The organism is Clostridium sp. AWRP (assembly GCF_004006395.2).
GTDB lineage: Bacteria > Bacillota > Clostridia > Clostridiales > Clostridiaceae > Clostridium_B.
This window is the reverse complement of record NZ_CP029758.2, coordinates 4,538,761-4,557,580: the sequence shown is the minus strand read 5'-3', so window position 1 is coordinate 4,557,580 and position 18,820 is coordinate 4,538,761. Positions and strand designations below refer to the sequence as shown.

General features: G+C 28.6%; 25 protein-coding genes and 1 tRNA gene. 20 read left to right on the top strand and 6 right to left on the bottom strand.

Translation table 11 applies throughout. The features are described 5' to 3' along the window. Nucleotide 1: 1 nt before the first annotated feature. Both hsp18 (DMR38_RS21505) and hsp18 (DMR38_RS21500) read right to left on the bottom strand, forming a co-directional pair. Nucleotides 2–448, bottom strand: coding sequence for a heat shock protein Hsp18 (hsp18, locus tag DMR38_RS21505; RefSeq protein WP_127723788.1), 447 nt, complete (start codon nucleotides 446–448; stop codon nucleotides 2–4). Nucleotides 449–499: 51 nt separating this feature from the next. Then, complete coding sequence (gene hsp18, locus DMR38_RS21500; protein WP_127723786.1) at nucleotides 500–949, bottom strand: heat shock protein Hsp18; 450 nt, start codon at nucleotides 947–949, stop codon at nucleotides 500–502. A 302-nt stretch (nucleotides 950–1,251) separates the two neighbouring features. On the opposite strand from hsp18 (DMR38_RS21500), the gene DMR38_RS21495 reads away from it, so the two are divergent. Beyond that, a tRNA-Thr gene (locus DMR38_RS21495) sits at nucleotides 1,252–1,327 on the top strand. Between the two features lie 90 nt (nucleotides 1,328–1,417). Here DMR38_RS21495 and DMR38_RS21490 read toward each other — a convergent pair. After that, complete coding sequence (locus DMR38_RS21490) at nucleotides 1,418–2,629, bottom strand: site-specific integrase (protein WP_127723784.1); 1,212 nt, start codon at nucleotides 2,627–2,629, stop codon at nucleotides 1,418–1,420. Nucleotides 2,630–2,695: 66 nt separating this feature from the next. Continuing rightward, on the bottom strand, nucleotides 2,696–3,379 hold the full coding sequence (locus DMR38_RS21485; RefSeq protein ID WP_127723782.1) for a helix-turn-helix transcriptional regulator: 684 nt from the start codon (nucleotides 3,377–3,379) through the stop codon (nucleotides 2,696–2,698). 134 nt (nucleotides 3,380–3,513) lie between these two features. Here DMR38_RS21485 and DMR38_RS21480 point away from each other — a divergent pair, with 134 nt between their 5' ends. From DMR38_RS21480 to DMR38_RS21425, 13 genes are all read left to right on the top strand, one after another. Then, nucleotides 3,514–3,720 (top strand): helix-turn-helix transcriptional regulator, encoded by a 207-nt coding sequence (locus tag DMR38_RS21480; protein ID WP_127723780.1) that lies wholly within the window; start codon nucleotides 3,514–3,516, stop codon nucleotides 3,718–3,720. Nucleotides 3,721–3,825: 105 nt separating this feature from the next. Further along, nucleotides 3,826–4,014, top strand: a complete 189-nt coding sequence (locus DMR38_RS21475; protein WP_127723778.1) for a helix-turn-helix domain-containing protein — start codon at nucleotides 3,826–3,828, stop codon at nucleotides 4,012–4,014. A 15-nt stretch (nucleotides 4,015–4,029) separates the two neighbouring features. Next, nucleotides 4,030–6,315 (top strand): phage/plasmid primase, P4 family, encoded by a 2,286-nt coding sequence (locus tag DMR38_RS21470; RefSeq protein ID WP_127723776.1) that lies wholly within the window; start codon nucleotides 4,030–4,032, stop codon nucleotides 6,313–6,315. A gap of 312 nt (nucleotides 6,316–6,627) precedes the next feature. Further along, on the top strand, nucleotides 6,628–7,065 hold the full coding sequence (locus tag DMR38_RS21465; protein WP_127723774.1) for a hypothetical protein: 438 nt from the start codon (nucleotides 6,628–6,630) through the stop codon (nucleotides 7,063–7,065). A 621-nt stretch (nucleotides 7,066–7,686) separates the two neighbouring features. Further along, complete coding sequence (locus DMR38_RS21460; protein ID WP_243124391.1) at nucleotides 7,687–7,965, top strand: hypothetical protein; 279 nt, start codon at nucleotides 7,687–7,689, stop codon at nucleotides 7,963–7,965. Next, nucleotides 7,958–8,296 carry a hypothetical protein gene (locus DMR38_RS21455; protein ID WP_127723772.1) on the top strand — a complete coding sequence of 113 codons (339 nt, stop codon included), beginning with the start codon at nucleotides 7,958–7,960 and terminating at the stop codon, nucleotides 8,294–8,296. The genes DMR38_RS21460 and DMR38_RS21455 overlap by 8 nt, the downstream gene beginning before the upstream one ends. Further along, nucleotides 8,286–8,444 carry a hypothetical protein gene (locus DMR38_RS22105; RefSeq protein WP_175413093.1) on the top strand — a complete coding sequence of 53 codons (159 nt, stop codon included), beginning with the start codon at nucleotides 8,286–8,288 and terminating at the stop codon, nucleotides 8,442–8,444. Before DMR38_RS21455 ends, DMR38_RS22105 begins: the two co-directional genes overlap by 11 nt. 253 nt (nucleotides 8,445–8,697) lie before the next feature. Then, entirely contained in the window at nucleotides 8,698–8,928 is a 231-nt protein-coding gene (locus DMR38_RS21450) for a helix-turn-helix transcriptional regulator (protein WP_127723770.1), read from the top strand. Between the two features lie 212 nt (nucleotides 8,929–9,140). Next, nucleotides 9,141–9,551: a helix-turn-helix domain-containing protein gene (locus DMR38_RS21445; RefSeq protein WP_127723768.1), complete on the top strand. Its 411-nt coding sequence runs from the start codon at nucleotides 9,141–9,143 to the stop codon at nucleotides 9,549–9,551. Between the two features lie 23 nt (nucleotides 9,552–9,574). Then, nucleotides 9,575–10,126 carry a DUF4355 domain-containing protein gene (locus DMR38_RS21440; protein WP_127723766.1) on the top strand — a complete coding sequence of 184 codons (552 nt, stop codon included), beginning with the start codon at nucleotides 9,575–9,577 and terminating at the stop codon, nucleotides 10,124–10,126. A 15-nt stretch (nucleotides 10,127–10,141) separates the two neighbouring features. Then, nucleotides 10,142–10,975: a hypothetical protein gene (locus tag DMR38_RS21435; protein WP_127723764.1), complete on the top strand. Its 834-nt coding sequence runs from the start codon at nucleotides 10,142–10,144 to the stop codon at nucleotides 10,973–10,975. A gap of 54 nt (nucleotides 10,976–11,029) precedes the next feature. Further along, a complete protein-coding gene (locus DMR38_RS21430) occupies nucleotides 11,030–11,392 on the top strand; it encodes a sigma factor-like helix-turn-helix DNA-binding protein (protein WP_127723762.1) in 363 nt (120 codons plus the stop codon). A gap of 107 nt (nucleotides 11,393–11,499) precedes the next feature. Next, nucleotides 11,500–11,991 carry a hypothetical protein gene (locus DMR38_RS21425; protein ID WP_127723760.1) on the top strand — a complete coding sequence of 164 codons (492 nt, stop codon included), beginning with the start codon at nucleotides 11,500–11,502 and terminating at the stop codon, nucleotides 11,989–11,991. A gap of 254 nt (nucleotides 11,992–12,245) precedes the next feature. Here DMR38_RS21425 and DMR38_RS22100 read toward each other — a convergent pair whose 3' ends face one another. Beyond that, the gene (locus tag DMR38_RS22100; RefSeq protein WP_175413092.1) at nucleotides 12,246–12,389 is read right to left on the bottom strand and encodes a hypothetical protein; all 144 of its coding nucleotides are present in this window, start codon (nucleotides 12,387–12,389) and stop codon (nucleotides 12,246–12,248) included. A 228-nt stretch (nucleotides 12,390–12,617) separates the two neighbouring features. Here DMR38_RS22100 and DMR38_RS21420 point away from each other — a divergent pair, with 228 nt between their 5' ends. From DMR38_RS21420 to DMR38_RS21390, 6 genes are all read left to right on the top strand, one after another. Further along, nucleotides 12,618–12,830, top strand: coding sequence for a hypothetical protein (locus DMR38_RS21420; RefSeq protein ID WP_127723758.1), 213 nt, complete (start codon nucleotides 12,618–12,620; stop codon nucleotides 12,828–12,830). Nucleotides 12,831–13,016: 186 nt separating this feature from the next. Beyond that, nucleotides 13,017–13,577 carry a restriction endonuclease gene (locus DMR38_RS21415; protein WP_127723756.1) on the top strand — a complete coding sequence of 187 codons (561 nt, stop codon included), beginning with the start codon at nucleotides 13,017–13,019 and terminating at the stop codon, nucleotides 13,575–13,577. 92 nt (nucleotides 13,578–13,669) lie between these two features. Beyond that, the gene (locus tag DMR38_RS21410) at nucleotides 13,670–15,076 is read left to right on the top strand and encodes a viroplasmin family protein (protein WP_127723754.1); all 1,407 of its coding nucleotides are present in this window, start codon (nucleotides 13,670–13,672) and stop codon (nucleotides 15,074–15,076) included. Nucleotides 15,077–15,150: 74 nt separating this feature from the next. After that, nucleotides 15,151–15,516: a type II toxin-antitoxin system RnlB family antitoxin gene (locus DMR38_RS21405; RefSeq protein ID WP_127723752.1), complete on the top strand. Its 366-nt coding sequence runs from the start codon at nucleotides 15,151–15,153 to the stop codon at nucleotides 15,514–15,516. Nucleotides 15,517–16,128: 612 nt separating this feature from the next. Then, nucleotides 16,129–16,494 (top strand): P-II family nitrogen regulator, encoded by a 366-nt coding sequence (locus tag DMR38_RS21395; RefSeq protein ID WP_127723750.1) that lies wholly within the window; start codon nucleotides 16,129–16,131, stop codon nucleotides 16,492–16,494. Between the two features lie 215 nt (nucleotides 16,495–16,709). Further along, a complete protein-coding gene (locus tag DMR38_RS21390) occupies nucleotides 16,710–17,546 on the top strand; it encodes a methyl-accepting chemotaxis protein (protein ID WP_127723748.1) in 837 nt (278 codons plus the stop codon). A 195-nt stretch (nucleotides 17,547–17,741) separates the two neighbouring features. Here DMR38_RS21390 and DMR38_RS21385 read toward each other — a convergent pair whose 3' ends face one another. Continuing rightward, nucleotides 17,742–18,617 (bottom strand): LysR family transcriptional regulator, encoded by an 876-nt coding sequence (locus tag DMR38_RS21385; protein WP_127723746.1) that lies wholly within the window; start codon nucleotides 18,615–18,617, stop codon nucleotides 17,742–17,744. Nucleotides 18,618–18,820: the final 203 nt, after the last annotated feature.

Here is an 18,820-nt window from a genome sequence, read left to right as displayed (position 1 = left end):
TTTATTGTATATCTATTTTCTTACCTTGTCTTTTACCTTGTGAAAGTTTTGGAAGGCTAACTTTTAAAACTCCATCTTTAAAGGAAGCAGTAATATTTGAATCATCTACATTATCAATGTAAAAACTTCTTCTGAATTCTCCATATCTTCTTTCACGTCTTACAAAGTTTTCATTTTTATCTTCTATAGAGTCATCCCTTTTTGCAGATATGGTCAAGTAGTTATTATTGAAATCCAAATCTATAGAATCTTTATTTATTCCTGGTAAATCAGCACAAACTACATAAGAAGTTTCATTTTCCTTAAGATCAACTTTGAAACCATTGCCAAAACCATTCATGTTCATAGGTGTGAAAAAGTCGTTATCAAAGAATGAATCTACAAAGTTATCGAATGCATCGCCTCTTTTTAAAGAATTGTTTTTTCTAAATGGAACCATATCAAACATAATGAATACCTCCTAAATATAATTATATTATTTTTTTAAAATTATCAAATTTTATGAATGTATATCTATTTTTTTGCCGTTCCCTTTTTCTCTATTAAGTTTTGGAAGATCAACTCTTAAAACTCCATCTTTAAAGGAAGCGGTAATATTTGAATCATCTACATTGTCGATGTAAAAACTTCTTTTGAATTCACCGTATTTTCTTTCACGTCTTACAAAGTTTTCATTTTTATCTTCAACAGAATCATTTCTTTTTGCACATATAGTCAAATAGTTATTGTTAAAATCTAAGTCTATAGAATCTTTATTCATTCCTGGTAAATCAGCACAAACTACATAAGAAGTTTCATTTTCCTTAAGATCAACTTTGAAACCATTGCCAAAACCATTCATGTTCATAGGTGTGAAAAAGTCGTTATCAAAGAATGAATCTATAAAGTTATCGAATGCATCACCTCTTTTTAAAGAATTGTTTTTTCTAAATGGAACCATATCAAACATAATGAATACCTCCTTATAGATTTTATTTTCTATGTTTTCTAAATTGCTTTTATATTTTGTAAATCCTTATTACAGTTATTATAGTACAATAAAGGTCAAAGAAAGTCAAAGTCTAAAAATAAATGAATTACATAGATATGATTAGCTAGTATTAGAATTAGCTATATAATTTAGTATTATCTATATATTTTAAAGATATTCTAAGAAATTAATTATATTTGATTAATTATGCTAAGAATATAAAAAAAATTTTTTTATATTTGATTAAAATAGAATTTTGTATTAAAATAGTATTGTGTTTTGCTCCTATGGCTCAGATGGTAGAGCAACTGATTCGTAATCAGTAGGTCACAGGTTCGAATCCTGCTAGGAGCACCAAGCAAAATCAACGGTTGTAGAAATTACAGCCGTTGATTTTTTTAAAAAACCGGGAAAAACAACCGGGATTGAGACTCAAAATTAAAAGTTCTACTCTTTTGGAGGGAACTTTTTGTTTAAATTATTTATAGCCTGTTTCTGCATACCAGGCAATACATGAGCGTAAATATCTAAAGTTGTTTTTATACTGGAGTGGCCAAGTCGTTCACTTACGATTTTAGGATTTACATTTTGTGAAAGTAAAAATGTCGCATGGGTATGTCTTAGATCATGGAATCTTATTAAAGGTATGTCTAACATTTCATATAAGCTTAGTTTTGCTATTTTACCATTTATCTTAACCTTATGTTTAGTGTCTTTTAAAATACGCCTGTAATTGCGGGATATGTATGTTGGATGGTATGGCAAACCGTTGTTTTGGCACACCACAAAGTCTTTATCGTGGTAATTATCACCTAAGTAATTTTTATTTGCATCCTGTTGTAATTTAAGTTTCTCTAATTCTTTTATGGTATAGTCTAACAGAACAATTTTTCTTTGACTACTAAGTGTTTTAAGTGGTACTAATTTAAGGCTTTTATCTTCTTCCTGTAATTGATGCTTTAGTTCTATAAATCCACTATCAAGATTAACGTTTTGCCATTTAAGGCCGCAGATCTCACCAAGTCTCATTCCAGTTGTAGCTGCTAACATTACAGGTACAAAAATAGTCTTATCTTTAATAGCGTCTAAAAGCTTATTAAGTTGATCGTTATTATATACGTGCATTTCTTTTTTTATTCTTTTAGGTTTTTGGACTAAATTACAGGGGTTTTGAATCACATAACCTCTAGTTATAGCCCAGTTATAGGCAATGTTTAAAACGGTGTAATAATCACTAGCAGTTGTGGAACTTATGTTATCTAGTAAAGTATTTATTTTAAGCTCTATATTTTCGGGCTTCAAACTTTTAGCTTTAATACTGCCTAAATCTTTTTTTATCTTAGATACAAAACATTCATAAAATTTATAAGTTGAATATGTTACAGTAGATTTTTTAGCATTTAACCACAGATCCATTAATTCATGAACTGTAATTTTATTTTTATCTTTATTTATTACATCTTCAATGTTATATCCCTGTTTTGTTTTTTTCTTTAATTTTAACTCTACAGTTTTTCCAGCTTCCCGGGCTTCTGTCTTAGTTAAAAATCCTCTTTTAGATTTGAATATACGTTTATGCTGCAATGTAATATCTACTTCATATCCAAAGATTTTCTTTTTTAACCTTTTAGAGTAGTATTCTCTTACAGTTACGGACATTTAACCACCTTCCTTTTTTGGATGAATATAATATATTTTAACTACCTAAAAATAATAAACTCTGTATTAAGAATTTTTATTATTTGAAATATCCTTCTTTGAACTATAGTGCTCAAATGTTTTGTAAGAAAATACACCTGTTGGGGAAATTTCACGTATTTCTTTGTTAGTATTATGGTAAATAGATGAATAATTTTGTGTTATATAGTCGATTTGAGAGATAAAAGATTCTTTTATCTGTTGAATTATCTTATTTGTATTTTCATCAGTATAATTTACGAAATCATCTTTGCTTGAAGTATCTTTTTCAGAATATTTTAAATTCATGTCTAATGTATAAAATAGAGTTTCTATTAAGTCATACAAAATGTAAATACTCTTTAACATATCATACTTATCATTTCTAATACTATCGCATAAAGTCATATATATAGTTTCAGATAAATATGAAACTATGCCTGTTTGTGATATATTTTTACTTTTACATGAATCATATAAAAGGTTTTTTAATTCTGAGAGTTCCATTTCCTCGAAATTTTTAAAATTAGTTTTACCAAGCATATAATCGGTATCTACGCCAAATAACATACTTAACTCTAGGATAATACAAGAATCAGGTGTTCTTTCCCCTCGTTCATATTTAGTTATTGCAAATCTTGATAGACCTATTTTTTGGGCTAATTGAGATTGAGTTAATTTATTAATTTCTCTTAATTCTTTAATTCTTTTACCTATAATATTCTTTTCCATTTTAGGTTCACCTCAAAACATATTATACATTAAAAGGTGGCAGAATGGGTAATTTTTTTGAAGAAAATATTGACATGTGACGTAATGGGTAATATAATAAAGGTGACAAAACGGGTAAATTGGAGGTGAGGTAGATGTTTAAAATTAATAAAAATAATTTAAAGCTTACCAGAATTAAATTAGGGTTAACTAAAGCAGAAGTTTCAAGGTTAGCAAATATAAGCCATAATACATTAAGTAGAATTGAAAAAGGAGAGCATTCGCCTAATCCTGCGACTATAGGAAAAATTGCAAAAGCTTTAAATATTGAAATAGAAAAACTAATTGATATCCAAGATTAATAAAAACTTATCATATCTTAAATTTCAAAATGACAGCCATGTACAAGCATAAAAAAGCGTCGGTGCTTAAAAAATAATTATAGGAAGAAAAAGGAAGTGATATAGTTGGCAATTGTAAAGGTATATACAGTAGATGAAGTTCATGATTACTTTGAGGGCAAAATTTCCAAAACAGCTATCTATAGGGCAATAGAATTGAAAAGGCTTAAGAGTGTTAGGGTTGGGAAAAGGTACCTTATAAGTGAAAATGCAATAAATGATTTTTTAAGTGGTAATGGAGAAAATGAGGATTAAAGTGTGGTGGTAAATATGCAGCAAGCAAATAATAACTTTAATAATATTCCACAAGAAATAAGAGTATGTCCAAACTGGGTATTATGGAAAAAAAACAAAATTCCATATCAATTGAATGGTAAGGCAGCAAGTAGTACTAATCCTGATACATGGACAACCTTTGAAAAAGCGTTAAAGGTATATAGGAACAGTAGTATTTATTCAGGCATTGGATTTGTTTTCTCTGGTAACGGAATTACAGGTGTTGACATTGATAACTGCATAGAAAATGGAGAAATAAAAGAAGAAGCTCAATATATAATTGATTTGCTCGGTAGCTATACAGAAAAGAGCCAAAGTGGCAAAGGTATTCACATTTTAGTTAAAGGGACTATTCCTAAAACTATTAAAAGGAAAGAAATAGAGATATACAGTGAGAAAAGATATTTTGCTCTAACAGGGGATAAAATTTGTGGAGATACTATAGAACCTAAGCAAAATACTTTGGACCAATTTTATAAGAAGTACCACAAGGGGGAGGATAGTTCAACTAAAAGTAAAGTTCAAGCTAATAGCAATATTATATATAACAAAGATATTGATGATTTACTTAATAAAGCTTTCATGAGTAAAAATGGATTTAAAATTCAGGAGCTTTATAAAGGGAACTGGCAGAATATTTTTAATAGTCAGTCTGAAGCAGATCAGGCACTATGCAATTATTTAGCATTTTGGCTCGACAAAGATTATGACAATATTGATATTGCTTTTAAAAATAGTGTGCTTTATAGGAAAAAGTGGGACAGGTTAGATTATAAAGACAGAACTATAAATAAGGCTATTAGAGATTGTGGAGAAACATATCAAGAATATTTAGCAAGGAAACAAAAAGAAATTAATGATTTTATAAGAAATTATGATTTTACTGATTTAGGTATATCCAAAGATTTTAAAAATCAGTATAAAGACATTTTGAAATATGCAGTAGATACTAAGTATTATTATCATTGGAGTGGCAAAAAATGGGTTAAATATGATGATGAATTACCTATAAAGACTCTTACTATTGAATTTATTGAAAATATAGTAGTTAAAATTAATGAATACATTTCACGTTTGAATGATGAAAAAGAAATTGCAACTATGAGAAAAACACGAAATAAGTTAAAAAGTGCTAGAACGTCAGACGTAATATGTAAACAGTATAAAGCCTTTGCTGATACTCATATCAATTCAAAAATAATGGACAAGGATATTAGGTATATAAATTGCAATAACGGGGTTGTGGACACTATTACAGGGAAGTTATTACCCCACGATAAGGATTTACATATATCTAAAATAGCAGAGGTTAATTATGTACCGGGTAAAGTAAATTCATTGTTTAAGGGTTCTATTGATAGGCTTTTTGGCGGGGATAATGAGGAAATAGAAGCTTTTGAAATACTTTTAGGATATATGTTAAGTGGCAGAGCTAATCAAAAAGTATTTCCTATTATACATGGTGCTAAAAATACAGGTAAAACCCAGATCTTTGAACTTATATTAAATACTTTTGGCAGCGATTACGTTAAATCAATAGATAAAAGTTTATTGATGAAAGTATGGAATAAAAGTTCAGGAGCTAATCCAGAACTTGCAGAGCTTCAAGGTGTAAGGTTAATAATATGTTCTGAAACAAACGATAGCGATTATTTTGATACTGATTTTATAAAGAAAATAGTTGGTGGAGATACAATCAAGGCAAGGCCATTGTACAAGCCCCCAATTGAGTATACACCTATTTTTGTGCCTGTAATATTTACAAATAAGAAACCAAGTTTTGACGGAAATGATGATGCCCTAGTTATAAGAATTATAGTTATAGAATTATTGTATTCTTTAGATAAAAATGAGGTTGATCCTGATTTCAAAGAAAAGGCTTTAAATGATAAGGAAGGTATATTTAGTTATATAGTAAGTTGCATTATGAAATTTACTCAAACAGGCAGACTAAAAGTTCCACAGAGGTGGGAGGATTCAAAAGAAGAGTATACAAAGGAAAATAATCCTTATGGAAAATTTAGAGATATATATTTTAGTGACCTCCCGGGGCATAATTTACCTGCAAAAGAAGTATATCCAATATTTGAGGATTGGTATATTGATGAATATTCAAAAAATGTGCCATCAAGAAGAAAGATTACTCAAGGGTTTAAAACGTTAGGAATTAAAACAGGTATGACTCATGGATGTACGACTTATAAAGATTTAGTTTTAAATGTTGAGGATGGAGATGTTAATTCAGAGATATTTAGATGTTTTAAGGGTGGACATAAGTAGTATTAGGTGTAGTTGGGTAGTAATAACTTTTTAGAAGTACACCCCAAGCAAATTAAGTAGTATCAATAGGCTTAGTCCTATGGGGTGTATAGGGTGTACTTTATTTATAAATTTTAAAATATAAAAAATATATTATATATATAAAAAAATAAAATTTTTAAAAAACTTTTTTCAGAAAGAACTACACCCCTATATAAAAATTAATTGTAAGTATAGGTATATCAATGGTTTAGGTATGGTAGTAGATAAAAATAGAACTACACCCGGGGTGTTTATCTCCCCCCCTGTGGTTATTTAAAAGGAGTTGGTTAAATGTTTGAAATATATGAAGTAATGGGAAGTATGGTAGTAAATACAGATAAGTCAATAATAGATTTGAAGAGGGATTGGGTTAAGTCATTACATGAAGAATTTGAGATAGGGAAACCTCTTAATGAAGAGCAGCAGTTTCAAATGATGATTGTATTTGGTGAGTTTGTAGCAGAAGAGATATATCAGTTAGGAGAAAATTCATTAATAAATAAAAAATTAAAAGGAGAATACTTTAAGGTCTCAAATAGTTTTGGTCATTATATAGATAGGTTTATGTTCTATGCTATCCAGTGCCATGAGAATGGTGAGAAAGTAGAAGTCCCTGAAAATGCAATATCATTGATTGGTGATGCATGTTCAAGAGCAATGGACTTTGTTCCTGATCCTGATAAGGTAATAGATAAGTTCTGTAAAATGCATGGTGTTGAATTTATATAAAGTGTATAGGTGTATACATATTGTAATGGACATATAAGTAGATGTTGATAGTTAGTGTAACACTTGTCATTGTGGTTGCTGTTGGTAGTTGTGTTGGTGCTTTAATGATGAAGGCTGCGGCGAACAGGCACGAACACATCACAGAACACCACAAACAAACTAACTATTATACATAACGTTTGTCTTAAATGCATTAATATACAAGCAAACTACATTAATATACATTACAAATAAATAACAATTTAAACTATATTTAATGTAATAAAAGGTATTAAAAGGTAAAGTAATTTCCAATTTATCGTTATTCTCAATAAAAAGTTAGATAAACAAAAAAACGAAGTTAGAAAGAATATAGGTATATCAAGGGATTGCTAACAGTTTCCTAAATATGTTTATGTATACTAAATGTTCATTTAGCGAAGTTGTAATATTAATTGAAACTGTCTATCATTTAGACAAAATAATAAAAATGTATAAATATTTATATGATAATGTGTAAAATATTAGAGTTCCTGCCCCCGGGTACATTCTAATTTGAGGGAACGAAAATGCCCCGGTGAGCGATACCATATTTTCTGTAATATTTCAGAAAGTCAAAGGTAAATAGAAAGGAGTGTTTAGGTGAAAGCACTTGGTAATGAAACTATAAAAATCGCAGTTGACCAGATGTTTCAAGATAAAATATTAGGTTTTAATGAAATTGACATATATAGAACCACAGCAGGAATTCCGAAGGAAGGATTGAAGCTTTTAAGTTTTACGGATCACCTGATATTGGAATGGATACGCCAGATTATAGACAAGCAGGATGGGCTTGTTACGCCGGAAAGTAAAATCAAAATTATTAAAGAGATATTTAATTCTATGGATAAGTATATGGGAGGGGTTATTGATGAATAAAACATTAAAAACTGTTATTGATGGAGCTATAAGAAATGAATTTAATTATACTCAAGAAGGAAATTTGGAAGGAATGAAAGATATAAATAAATATGACCAATTGAGTGAAAGGTGTAACGAAATACAGCATATTTTAAATGAGCATCTTTCCAAAGAATTTAAAGGTTTATTAGAGGAATTTGATTGTAAGTCTACGGATCTACTGTGTTTAGAAATAAGATATTATTTTAGAAAAGGTGTGATAGCAGGGCTTACTAATTTGAATTTTCTAAAAGAGGTAAAGGACATATATTATATAGATGGTATTGGAGAGTGTGAATATGAAAAATAAAAATATAGCAAAAGTAGTTTTAGGTATTCCAGAAGGAAAAGACATATCTCAAGTTATAAACAAGATACAGAATATTTTTGAAATAAAGAAAATATCTAAAGAATATAAGAATGGCCTATGCAAAAGGCTTTACATAGACCTCAAATAAAATATTGCTTACCAAAGGAAGTAAGCCTAGCACACAACTAAAGTTTACTTCCTAAGTAAGTGATATGTCAATAGGGAGGAATTTAAATGTCAATTCCAATATTTATTGCGTATATGGACTATTGCTTGGAGCACCATAAAGAACCTAATGTTTATGAGTTGCAGCAGTGGAAGAAAAAATATAATCATAGGTAGTTATTAAAATAGAAAAATGGTTATAATTTTGAATAAGTAAAATTAAGGAAGGTGGAAACATGGCTAACGATTTAAAATATGCAAATAATAATATTAAATTACTTCTAAGGTATAAAGATTGGACACAAGGGGATTTATGTAAAAAAACAGGAATAACACATGTAACTATGCAGAGAAAATTAAATAGTAAAATTCCTAAATGGACAATGTTAGAAGGTGTAAGTATAGCGAGAGCTTTTGACATGTCTGTGAATGATATCTTTTTTACACAGATGAAATTAACAAGTTAAAATATCCAATGTAGTAATATTACATAAGGTATTGATATTGCTAGCTTTTCAGACTATTTTGTGGTATAATATAACTAAAGTTAAATATTGAAAGTACCCTACACTTTTAAGTGTGGAAGCCGATATATTCAGGCACGGGAAATTTAGTAAATCCATTATTGGATTAGCTGATTTCTCGTGCTTTTTATTTTTTAGTAAGGGGGGGATGGCCTGTGTTGAGTGTGGTTTTAAATGAGAAACAGGAAAAAATGATTTCAATGCTTATACAGGGTGAAACAATAGCAGGAATAGCAAGGAAAGTAAATGTTACTAGATCCACAATATATTCATGGCTCAGTAAAGACAACATTAAAGCTGAATTAAACAGAAGACGCCAAGACATTGTAAATGAAGGCAATAACTACATCCTAAAAGATGTTAGATCATATATAGATAACATAAAAGAGTTAGCCAATGACAGCTCAGATAAAAGGGTTAAACTTGCAGCTAACCAATATCTCATGAATAGAGTGTATGGAAGTCCGGCGTCAGTAATTGAAACTTACAATGACGAGACTAACACCACTGTGGATGAAAACGAGCTTGAAAGAGAGCTTGAAAAATTTAAAAAAATGAGCCGCTAGGCGTAAAACAGGAGGAAAAAATTATGGAAACAAATTTAAACACTAATGCAGGAATGGAAAATCAAAATAATTTAGGTGGCAGTGATGAAAAAAATAATAGTGCTGCAGAAAGTAATCAAACCGAAAAGACTTTCAATCAGGATGATGTTAATAAAATAATAGGTGATAGGCTTTATAAGGAACGTGCTAAATGGGAAAAGGATTTTGGAGAAAGGCTCAAAGAAGCTGAAAAAACTGCAAAAATGACAGCAGATGAAAAAGCACAGCATGAGCTTGAGAAAAGGGAACAGGAAATATCACGAAAAGAAGCCGAACTATTTAAAAGGGAACTTAGAACAAAGGTGTTTAACGTCCTTAGAGAAAAGAAATTGCCTGAGGATTTAATTGATATTATAGCAGGGGATGATGAAGAAACCTTGCTGCAGAACATAGACAAGGTTGCAGATATATTTTCAAAATATGAAACAAATATAAAAACAGAATTTTTAAAACAAAATTCTTATATTCCACCACATAGCACGGAAAATTTAAATTATGACAGTGATCCATTCCTAGCAGGATTAAATAAAAAATAAAAGGAATGATGGTATATGTCAATAGATTATGCAACAAAATATAGTGGAGCAGTAGACGAGAAATTTAAAGAAGTTAGTAAATCAGATCAATGTGTAAATCAGGATTATGATTTTACTGGAGGAAAAGCAGTAAAAGTATATAATATCTCTACGGCTCCAATGAATGATTATGATAGAGAAGGAGCAGGATCTACGTTTAGTAGATATGGAACTGTTTCAAATTTAGAAGCAACTACGCAGGAATTAATCTTGTCAAAGGACAGGTCGTTTACTTTTGCTATAGATAAAATGGATTCTGACGAAACAAATCTGGCACTTCAAGCAGGAACAGCACTGGACAGGCAGCTTAGAGAAGTTGTGGTACCTGAGATAGATACCTATAGATTTTCAAAGATGTGTACTGGTGCAGGAACTAAAGCTACAGCTGCAGCCTTAACAAAAAGTAATATATATGATGCTATTACGACTGGCACTGAGGCTTTGGATGATGAAGAAGTTCCACAGGATGGAAGATTTATTGTAGTCACTCCGGCAACATATAAACTTATGAAATTAAGTTCTGACATAGTTCTAGATACAGAAATAGGCCAAAATATGAGGATACAAGGTGTTGTGGCTATGTATGATGGTATGATAATTATAAAGGTACCTTCAAGCAGATTGCCTGTAAGTTCAGGATTCTTAATTGGACATCCAATGGCAACCTGCAGTCCTGTAAAACTTGCAGAATATAAAGTAAATGACAGCCCACAGGGGATAAGTGGTTCCCTAGTAGAAGGTAGATTTTATTATGATTGCTTCATATTAAATAATAAGAAAACAGCATTGTATTTTTATCCAATAGCTTAATTATAAGGGGTTAACAGCCCCTTATTTTTATATGATGAAAGAGGGGGATTACTAATGGATAAAAAGAAAGCAGTTGAGGAAATGCTTAAAAATTATACTACGAACGTTGTAATAATAAAGAATATAGACCTTGAAATAGAAACTATAAATTTATGTGATAATCGTGATCCTAAAGAAATAGATAGACTCAATCACATAAAGAAGCAGAAACAATTTGAAGTAAAAAAGGTAAATAATATGCTCGAAGGTTTAAAGGACAGAGAACTGAAAATAATTGAAATGAGGTATTTTCATAGATATAAATTGAAGGATATAGCTGTGGAATTAGATTTAAATTGTAATTACGTTTATTGCTTAAAATTTAAAATTATTAATAAGTTGGCAGATAGTATCATTTGTTTTCCCAGTTTAGAATGATACGGAAGTAAGACTCGTAAAATTAAAATTTTTTTATAATAATTAGAAGGAATATAAAAAGTTATGAAGAAATACTTAAAAATGTAAAGCTTATGAGGAGTTAGACAATGACTGATTTTATTTTAGATGTTATTAAAGAAGGATTAAAAAAATTGAATATTTATAAATTAATATATTTATTATGGATTATTGAGATGTATTATCTTATAGCTAATTCTATAGATTATTTTATCGTAAATATTGCGAATGGATTTGGAATTAATAAAGTTTTTAGTTTACCGCAGGTAGCTATAAATTATAATCAGATGGTGTTAGACAAAATAAATATTTGGAGTATAGTAATATTGTATTTAGGGATTGTTTTGTTTTTTAGTGGTATAATAATGTCTTTATTAAAGGCAGTTCCTATTATTAAAGATATTGATATTTTTATTAAATATTCAGGTTGTGGTTTATCTCTTGGGTTTGGATTTATATTGATTTATATTATATATTGGATCTTCAAATTTAGTCATTTATTATTTATAGCCTTAATACTAATTATTGTAATAGCTCCAAAAATAATCATGAAAATGCATAACAATAGAATTAAATTTTAATTCCTATTATTTTATGTAGCTAAAGGTAAATATAATAAAAAAGTGATGGAAGTTATTTTTCATAGTAAGGATTATTTGAAAAATATGATTTAAATATAGATATAAAAACCAAAATATAAGATCTATAGAATGGCTATTTTAAAGAGATTGTACATGATAAAATAAAAAAAGCATGTGATTAAACTTCACATGTTTTTTTATTTATTTTTTATTAAGTCTGGAGAGATGATAGGCATCTCCCCAGGTCATATATATTATTCTTTATAATTTTTACCTTTATATTTAAAAATTGCTGTTACTTTACCATTAAACTTTTTTATTATGGAAAAAGAGCTATTATTTAAAAGGCAAAATAAAGTATAGAGAAGTATGACCTGAATTATATTCAGTGTATTCATAGTAATTTCTCCTCTATATTGTTATATGTACATATAATATAAATATAACAATTATCACACAAAAATGCAACATTAGTTATAAATATAGAAATTTATGAAGAATTTATTTAGAATAAGATTCTTTTATATAATAATCAAAATCATGTATAAATTTACATTTTATGGTATAGAATTTAAATAGAAAGGTGGTGGCATTTAGTCAAATTTTATGATTAGGAGGTGAGATTAATGTATCCATATTCAAAGATTATTATGAATAGCGGCCAAGAATATATATTACTTAAAACAACAGAAGAAGTTTTTAACATTATAAATAATAACAAAGAACATAGTATTATATCTATTAAAGATAAAAATAAAAGGGAAATTTACATAAACTTGAATGAAATATCATCTATTGAACCATATAAAGAATCAAAATTTAGCATAAGTATTATTTAGAAAAGAGCCTGTGAAATGGCTCTTTTTATGTATCTAAAGATAGTGTCATAATGTTAGTTTAAATCATAATATAAATTAAAATAATGTTGGATATTAAAGTTTTTGGAAAAATTAGCAGGAATATAATGATTAATATAGAAAAAGTAAGGTATACGATTGATATTTAAAGTTTAAAGGAGTAATTCTATGGGAGTTTATAATCCGATTGAAGCAAATACGACAGATATGACAGATACTGAATTTGAAAAATATGTTGCCAGTTTAGTGAAACAAATGAGTGAAAAAGAGGGTATAAAATGTAGTGTTAAACATAATTACATTGCAAGAGTAAATGACGGAAATTATCAGATAGATGTTATAGCTGAGTATACATTTTTAGGTGGACAATTCATAATATTAATAGAATGTAAGAAATATAAAAATCCTGTTCCAAGGGAAAAGGTAGAAATTTTATATAATAGAATTAGATCGATAGGTGCTCATAAAGGCATGTTATTTTCGACTTCAAGATTTCAACAAGGAGCAATTGACTTTGCAAAGAAACATGGTATTGCATTAGTTCAAGTAATAGATGGTGAATTACTATATAATGTAAAATCAGTAAATATAGAAAAAGTTGAAATTCCACCGTGGGTTAACTTGCCCCGATACTGCGGTGTTATGGTAAGAAAAGTAGATAATGGGATTGGATGTTCAGTTATTACTAAAGAATATGATGATGCAATAGTAAATTTCATAATGAATTAACTAGATATAAGTTCCTGTTATGTATAGGTCTGTATTGCTAATATAAGCAGTTTGTGGTAAAATTAGTATTTACTGAAGAGGGGATTATAAAGATGGGTAAGAAAAAATATTATGCAGTAAGAAAAGGATATAACACTGGAATTTTTGAGAGTTGGGTTGAGTGCCAGCAAAGCATTAATGGGTATAGTAATGCTGAATATAAGTCATTTGGAAACATAGAAGATGCTAGAGTATATATTGACAATAAAGATATAAGAGATGTACATAAAAATACAGCTATTAAATTGGATACACCAATTGCATATATTGATGGGAGCTATTCTGATGAGGCAAAGAAGTATTCTTTTGGATGTGTTATATTAATGCCTAACGGTGAGAAAATTAAGGAATCAGGATATGGTAATGAAACAGACGCGCTAAAAACAAAAAATGTAGCAGGCGAATTACAGGGTGCTATGTATGTTATTAAATTTTTAAGTGATAAGGGATATAAAAAAGCTATAATAAGGCATGATTATATAGGAATTTCAAAATGGTTTACAGGAGAATGGAAAGCAAAAAATAATATTGTAAAAAAGTATGTTGAATTTATGTCAAGGTATAAGAATATAATTGATATATCTTTTCAAAAAGTACAAGCTCATTCTGGCGATAAATTTAATGAAGAGGTAGATGCTCTTGCTAAAAATGCGTTAAATGGTAAACAAAAAATAAAAGAAGATGAATATGGGTTGATTGCACAAGATATAGATTTAGATGATTTAGAATCTATTATTGATCTTCTAAAGGAAGATATAAAAGATTTATCTGTGAAAGTCAGCGAAAGGGCTTATTTTAAGATGTATGTATTAACTGTACAGAAGGAACGAGTAGTAGTTAAATATTATTCTGATAATAATGGTAAACTTATAGTTCAAGGAAATCCAGAGAAATTATTTTCATTATTTTCAACATATGTTACAGAACTGGTTGATACAGATAAGATCCCTATTATTTTTAATAAATTTTATGATATAGATATAAAAAAGGATAATATTGAGAAACAATATAAAATATACTTAAGTAAAGCTAGTAATGAATTACCAGAAAAGATTCAAAGAGTACTGCATCAAGCCGTATATAATTTAAATTTTGATGGAGATATGTATGATCCAACGTATTTAGTATTTCCAACATATAGAGCTTTAGAAGGAGTTTTAAAATTTATATTAAAAAAATATGGAATACAATATAATGGTTCTTTTAATATGTTTACAAAACGTATCAATGGTACACACAAACTAATGAGTAAATATGAGCCTAAAATTGGTTCACCAAAAAAAATAGCATATATTAATAAATGCTTTAATTATTATTTTAATAATAGGAATACGTTATTTCATTGGGATGATCCTTGTGGAGAACAAGATACAACGCGTTTAATAAATAGTACAGAACAAGCAAGGAAGAGTATTAGAGATACACTAGATCTTATTGAAAACTTTTTTAATATGAATTAGTATATAAACAGATAAACGTGTAATAATATAGACATAGGCTAATTTACATATATTAGGAAGGAGGGGATTGCATTATGAAGTTATTTAAGATATTTTTATTAGAAGAAGGGAATTATTCTGCATTAATAGTATTAACATCATGTGAATCCCCTTCAAAATTTGTAGATCAAATTGCAGAGGAACTTATTAAAAAAGAAGTAAAAGGAAAAATATTGTTAGATACTTTGATGCATTCAGGAAATAGTGATGAACGTTTTATATCTGTATATTTTGATGGTAAAAGCTTTTTAGATGATACATTTGAATTTGTTCAAATAAAGAAGAATAGTCAAACAAGAAAACAATCTGCTAGTTATTTTAAGGAATGTCCAGAGATAGTAGAGTATTCCATACTTAACAGTTTCCAAAAAAGGTTGTTACTAAAAGGGTGTGGAATATAATAATAAAAATAAACCGGAGAAAAAACCGGAAAATAGACCGGGAAACACTATATTTTTATTATGGATGATTTGAAGCGATAAGAAAGTATATAGAATAAAGTCTTATATATCAATGTTTAAAGAGATTAAGTAAATTTCATAAGATATAATAAAAAATGATAATATGTGATTCGTAATCAGTAGGTCACAGGTTCGAATCCTGCTAGGAGCACCAAGAAGTAAATGTCAAGAATTTGACAGGTTCTAAATGCAGAAACACTCACTTGTTTACTGTAGTGATACTACAGTAGCTTAGTGAGTGTTTTTTGTGATCCGTGATTGGACCTAATACTACGCTGCACTCTATTTTAAAATAATCAACAAAAAAATGTTGTAAGCATTATAAGAGCGAGTGGAAAAGATGAACAGATAGGTTTAGATATTACAGAACATGTAGAAGAAGGCTATGGAGGATTATAAGTTTAATATAAATATAAAAATATAGTTGAAAAGTCTTTATAAAATAGTATAAAATTTAAATACATAATATAAATTTATACATTTTAAGTATCCAGATCAATGCTTGTAGAGTTATGAAAGAAACTAAATATATTTAATAAGGGAGGTAAAACGATGGGTAATAAACTTACAAAGGTGGATATTATTACTCACAAAGTTAAATTAGAGGAATTAAGAGAAGCATTAAATGACATTGGTGTTACGGGTATGACTGTTACAAATGTTTTAGGATGTGGAGTACAAAAAGGTTATAAGGAATATTATCGTGGGTTGACCATGGATATTAATCTACTACCAAAAGTAAAAGTAGAAGTGGTAGTTTGTGAAGTACCTGTAGAGCTTGTTATTGAAACTGCTAAAAAAATACTCCATACAGGAGAAATGGGTGATGGAAAGATATTTGTTTATGATATTGAAAACGTTATACGCATAAGCACTGGTGATGAAGGGAGAGAAGCCCTACAATATAGTAAGCTTTAGATTTAATATTAAATGGAAATACCCACTTGTTTATTGTAGTAATATTGCAGGAGACTAGCGGGTGTTTTCTTATTTGTAGTTTTTTCATAAAATAGATATATGGTAAATTAATCATAAATTTACTTATATACAAACGCAAGGAATATATTTCAATTTATACAAATAAGATGTATAATATATATTGTATTTATAGCAAATTAATTGGAGGCAAAAATATGTTATCACCAATAGTTGAAAATACAATATTTAATTCTTTAAATGATTCACTGCAATACATAGATATACTTTTTGGTCATCATATAACTATTTATATTACTGATACAGAAAAAATTTTAAAAATTCTTTATAGTGACAAGCTAAGTTTATCAAGTAAAGAAGGAGATCCAATACCAAGAAAAGGACCGCCAGGTGAGGCACTAAGAACTGGAAAGCCAGTAATAGATATTGTTTCCAAAGAATTATATGGAGTACCTTTTAAATCATACTCAATCCCAATTAAAGATGACAATAATAATGTAATCGGTCTTTTTTTGGCAGCAACAAGTCTTGAAAGTATGGATAAGATGATGACTTTATCAAAAAATGTAGCAAGTTCTCTTAAACAAATGTCTTTGGCAAGCAATGATATTTCTGAGCAAATCCAAAATATAGTTAACTTAAATGAAGATACTTCTAATGCATTAAATAAAGCTAATAAAAATGCTAAAGACACTAATGAAATCTTAAAATTTATACAAAGTATTTCAAAGCAGACAAATCTTTTGGGATTAAATGCAGCTATTGAAGCTTCAAGAGCAGGAGATAATGGAAAGGGCTTTGGTGTAGTTGCACAAGAAATAAGAAAATTGTCTAAATCAAGTAGTGAATCAGTTAAAGAAATTGATTCTGTGCTAAAAGAAATTACTAGTTCTATGGAACTTGTTACTAATAGTATAAATAAATCAAATTGCAATTTTGAAGCAGCAAGTAGTGCAATAGAGGAGATAACTTCATCTATTCAAGAACTTTCTTCAACTGCTGAAGTATTAGAAGAAGTATCTAAAAAAATTTAATTAGCATAATATAAAAATGCTAATTGATAATCAGTAGGCCTGTAAGGTCAAATGCTGCTAGAAGTGCCAAAAAATAAATTGTTATAGGAATTACAACTGCTTATCTTTTGGCTTTTTAGTCAGCTAAATTTCAATTAATTATAGTACAGATGTTACAGTAACTTAGTAAGTAAAAATAACACATATATAGTAGTTTTAGTAATTTAGCATATAATTTGTGAATATTTTCACTAAATTGGGTTCAAATCGGTGTGTCTTAGTTATTAAACAAATTTCCCATTTGAAAGAAGGATCTTTAAAAGGAATTGGATAAATGTCCTCATAGTTAATATCTTTAGCCATAAAATCAATACTTATTCCAATACCTTTATTAAAATGACTTAGTTTATGAACGGTAATAATTTCTGAGGTAGTAAAGACTATATTTGGTTCAAAACCTGATTCTCTGCATTTATTAATAAAGTTGTGATAAAAATGAAATTTTTCATTAAGAATAATAAATTTTTCGTTTTTTAATTCTTTAAAATCCACTGATGTTTTTTTAGACAATGGATTTTTTTTATTTACTAAAATACAAGGATACTGAGATTTAATGGTGGTAGAATTAAAAGTTTTTTCATTAATTGGGCCAATTGAAACAGCTAAATCTGCTTTTTCATTCATAACAACTTCTTCACAAATTGAATCAGGATAAGTTTTTATAATTAACTTAATGTTAGGATAAGTTTTTTGAAAGTCAGATATAATATCTGGTGACAGAGCATTAAGGACTCCGAAGCTAAAACATACTGTTAGAGTTCCCTCATTGATATTAGCCATTTTATTCATGCCATCTAAAATCAAATCAAACTCCTGTACAATATGTTCTGATTGTTTTTGTAAGTATTGCCCATATTTTGTTATTTTGATTCCGTTAGGTGTAGTATGAAGTAAAGGATATTGAAGTTCTTCTTCCAAATTACTAATTGCCTTGCTTAAGCCCTGTTGAGTAATATAAATTTCTTTAGCAGCCTTTGAAAAACTCTTATGTTTGCAAACTTCTAGAAAATATTTTAATTGTTTGATCTCCAATTCATCACACCTGCCTTTTTATAATATCTCAAGGAATTTTAAAAGTATAATATGCTAATTCTTATACCTTTATCTATTATGATATAATAATATAAAATATTGGTTGATACCGTTTTATGTTGATAAAATAAGAAATTAATATAACTTTATTGTAAAACACTAGGGTTATATGTAAAAGTGCCAGATTTAGAAAAAAGAATGAG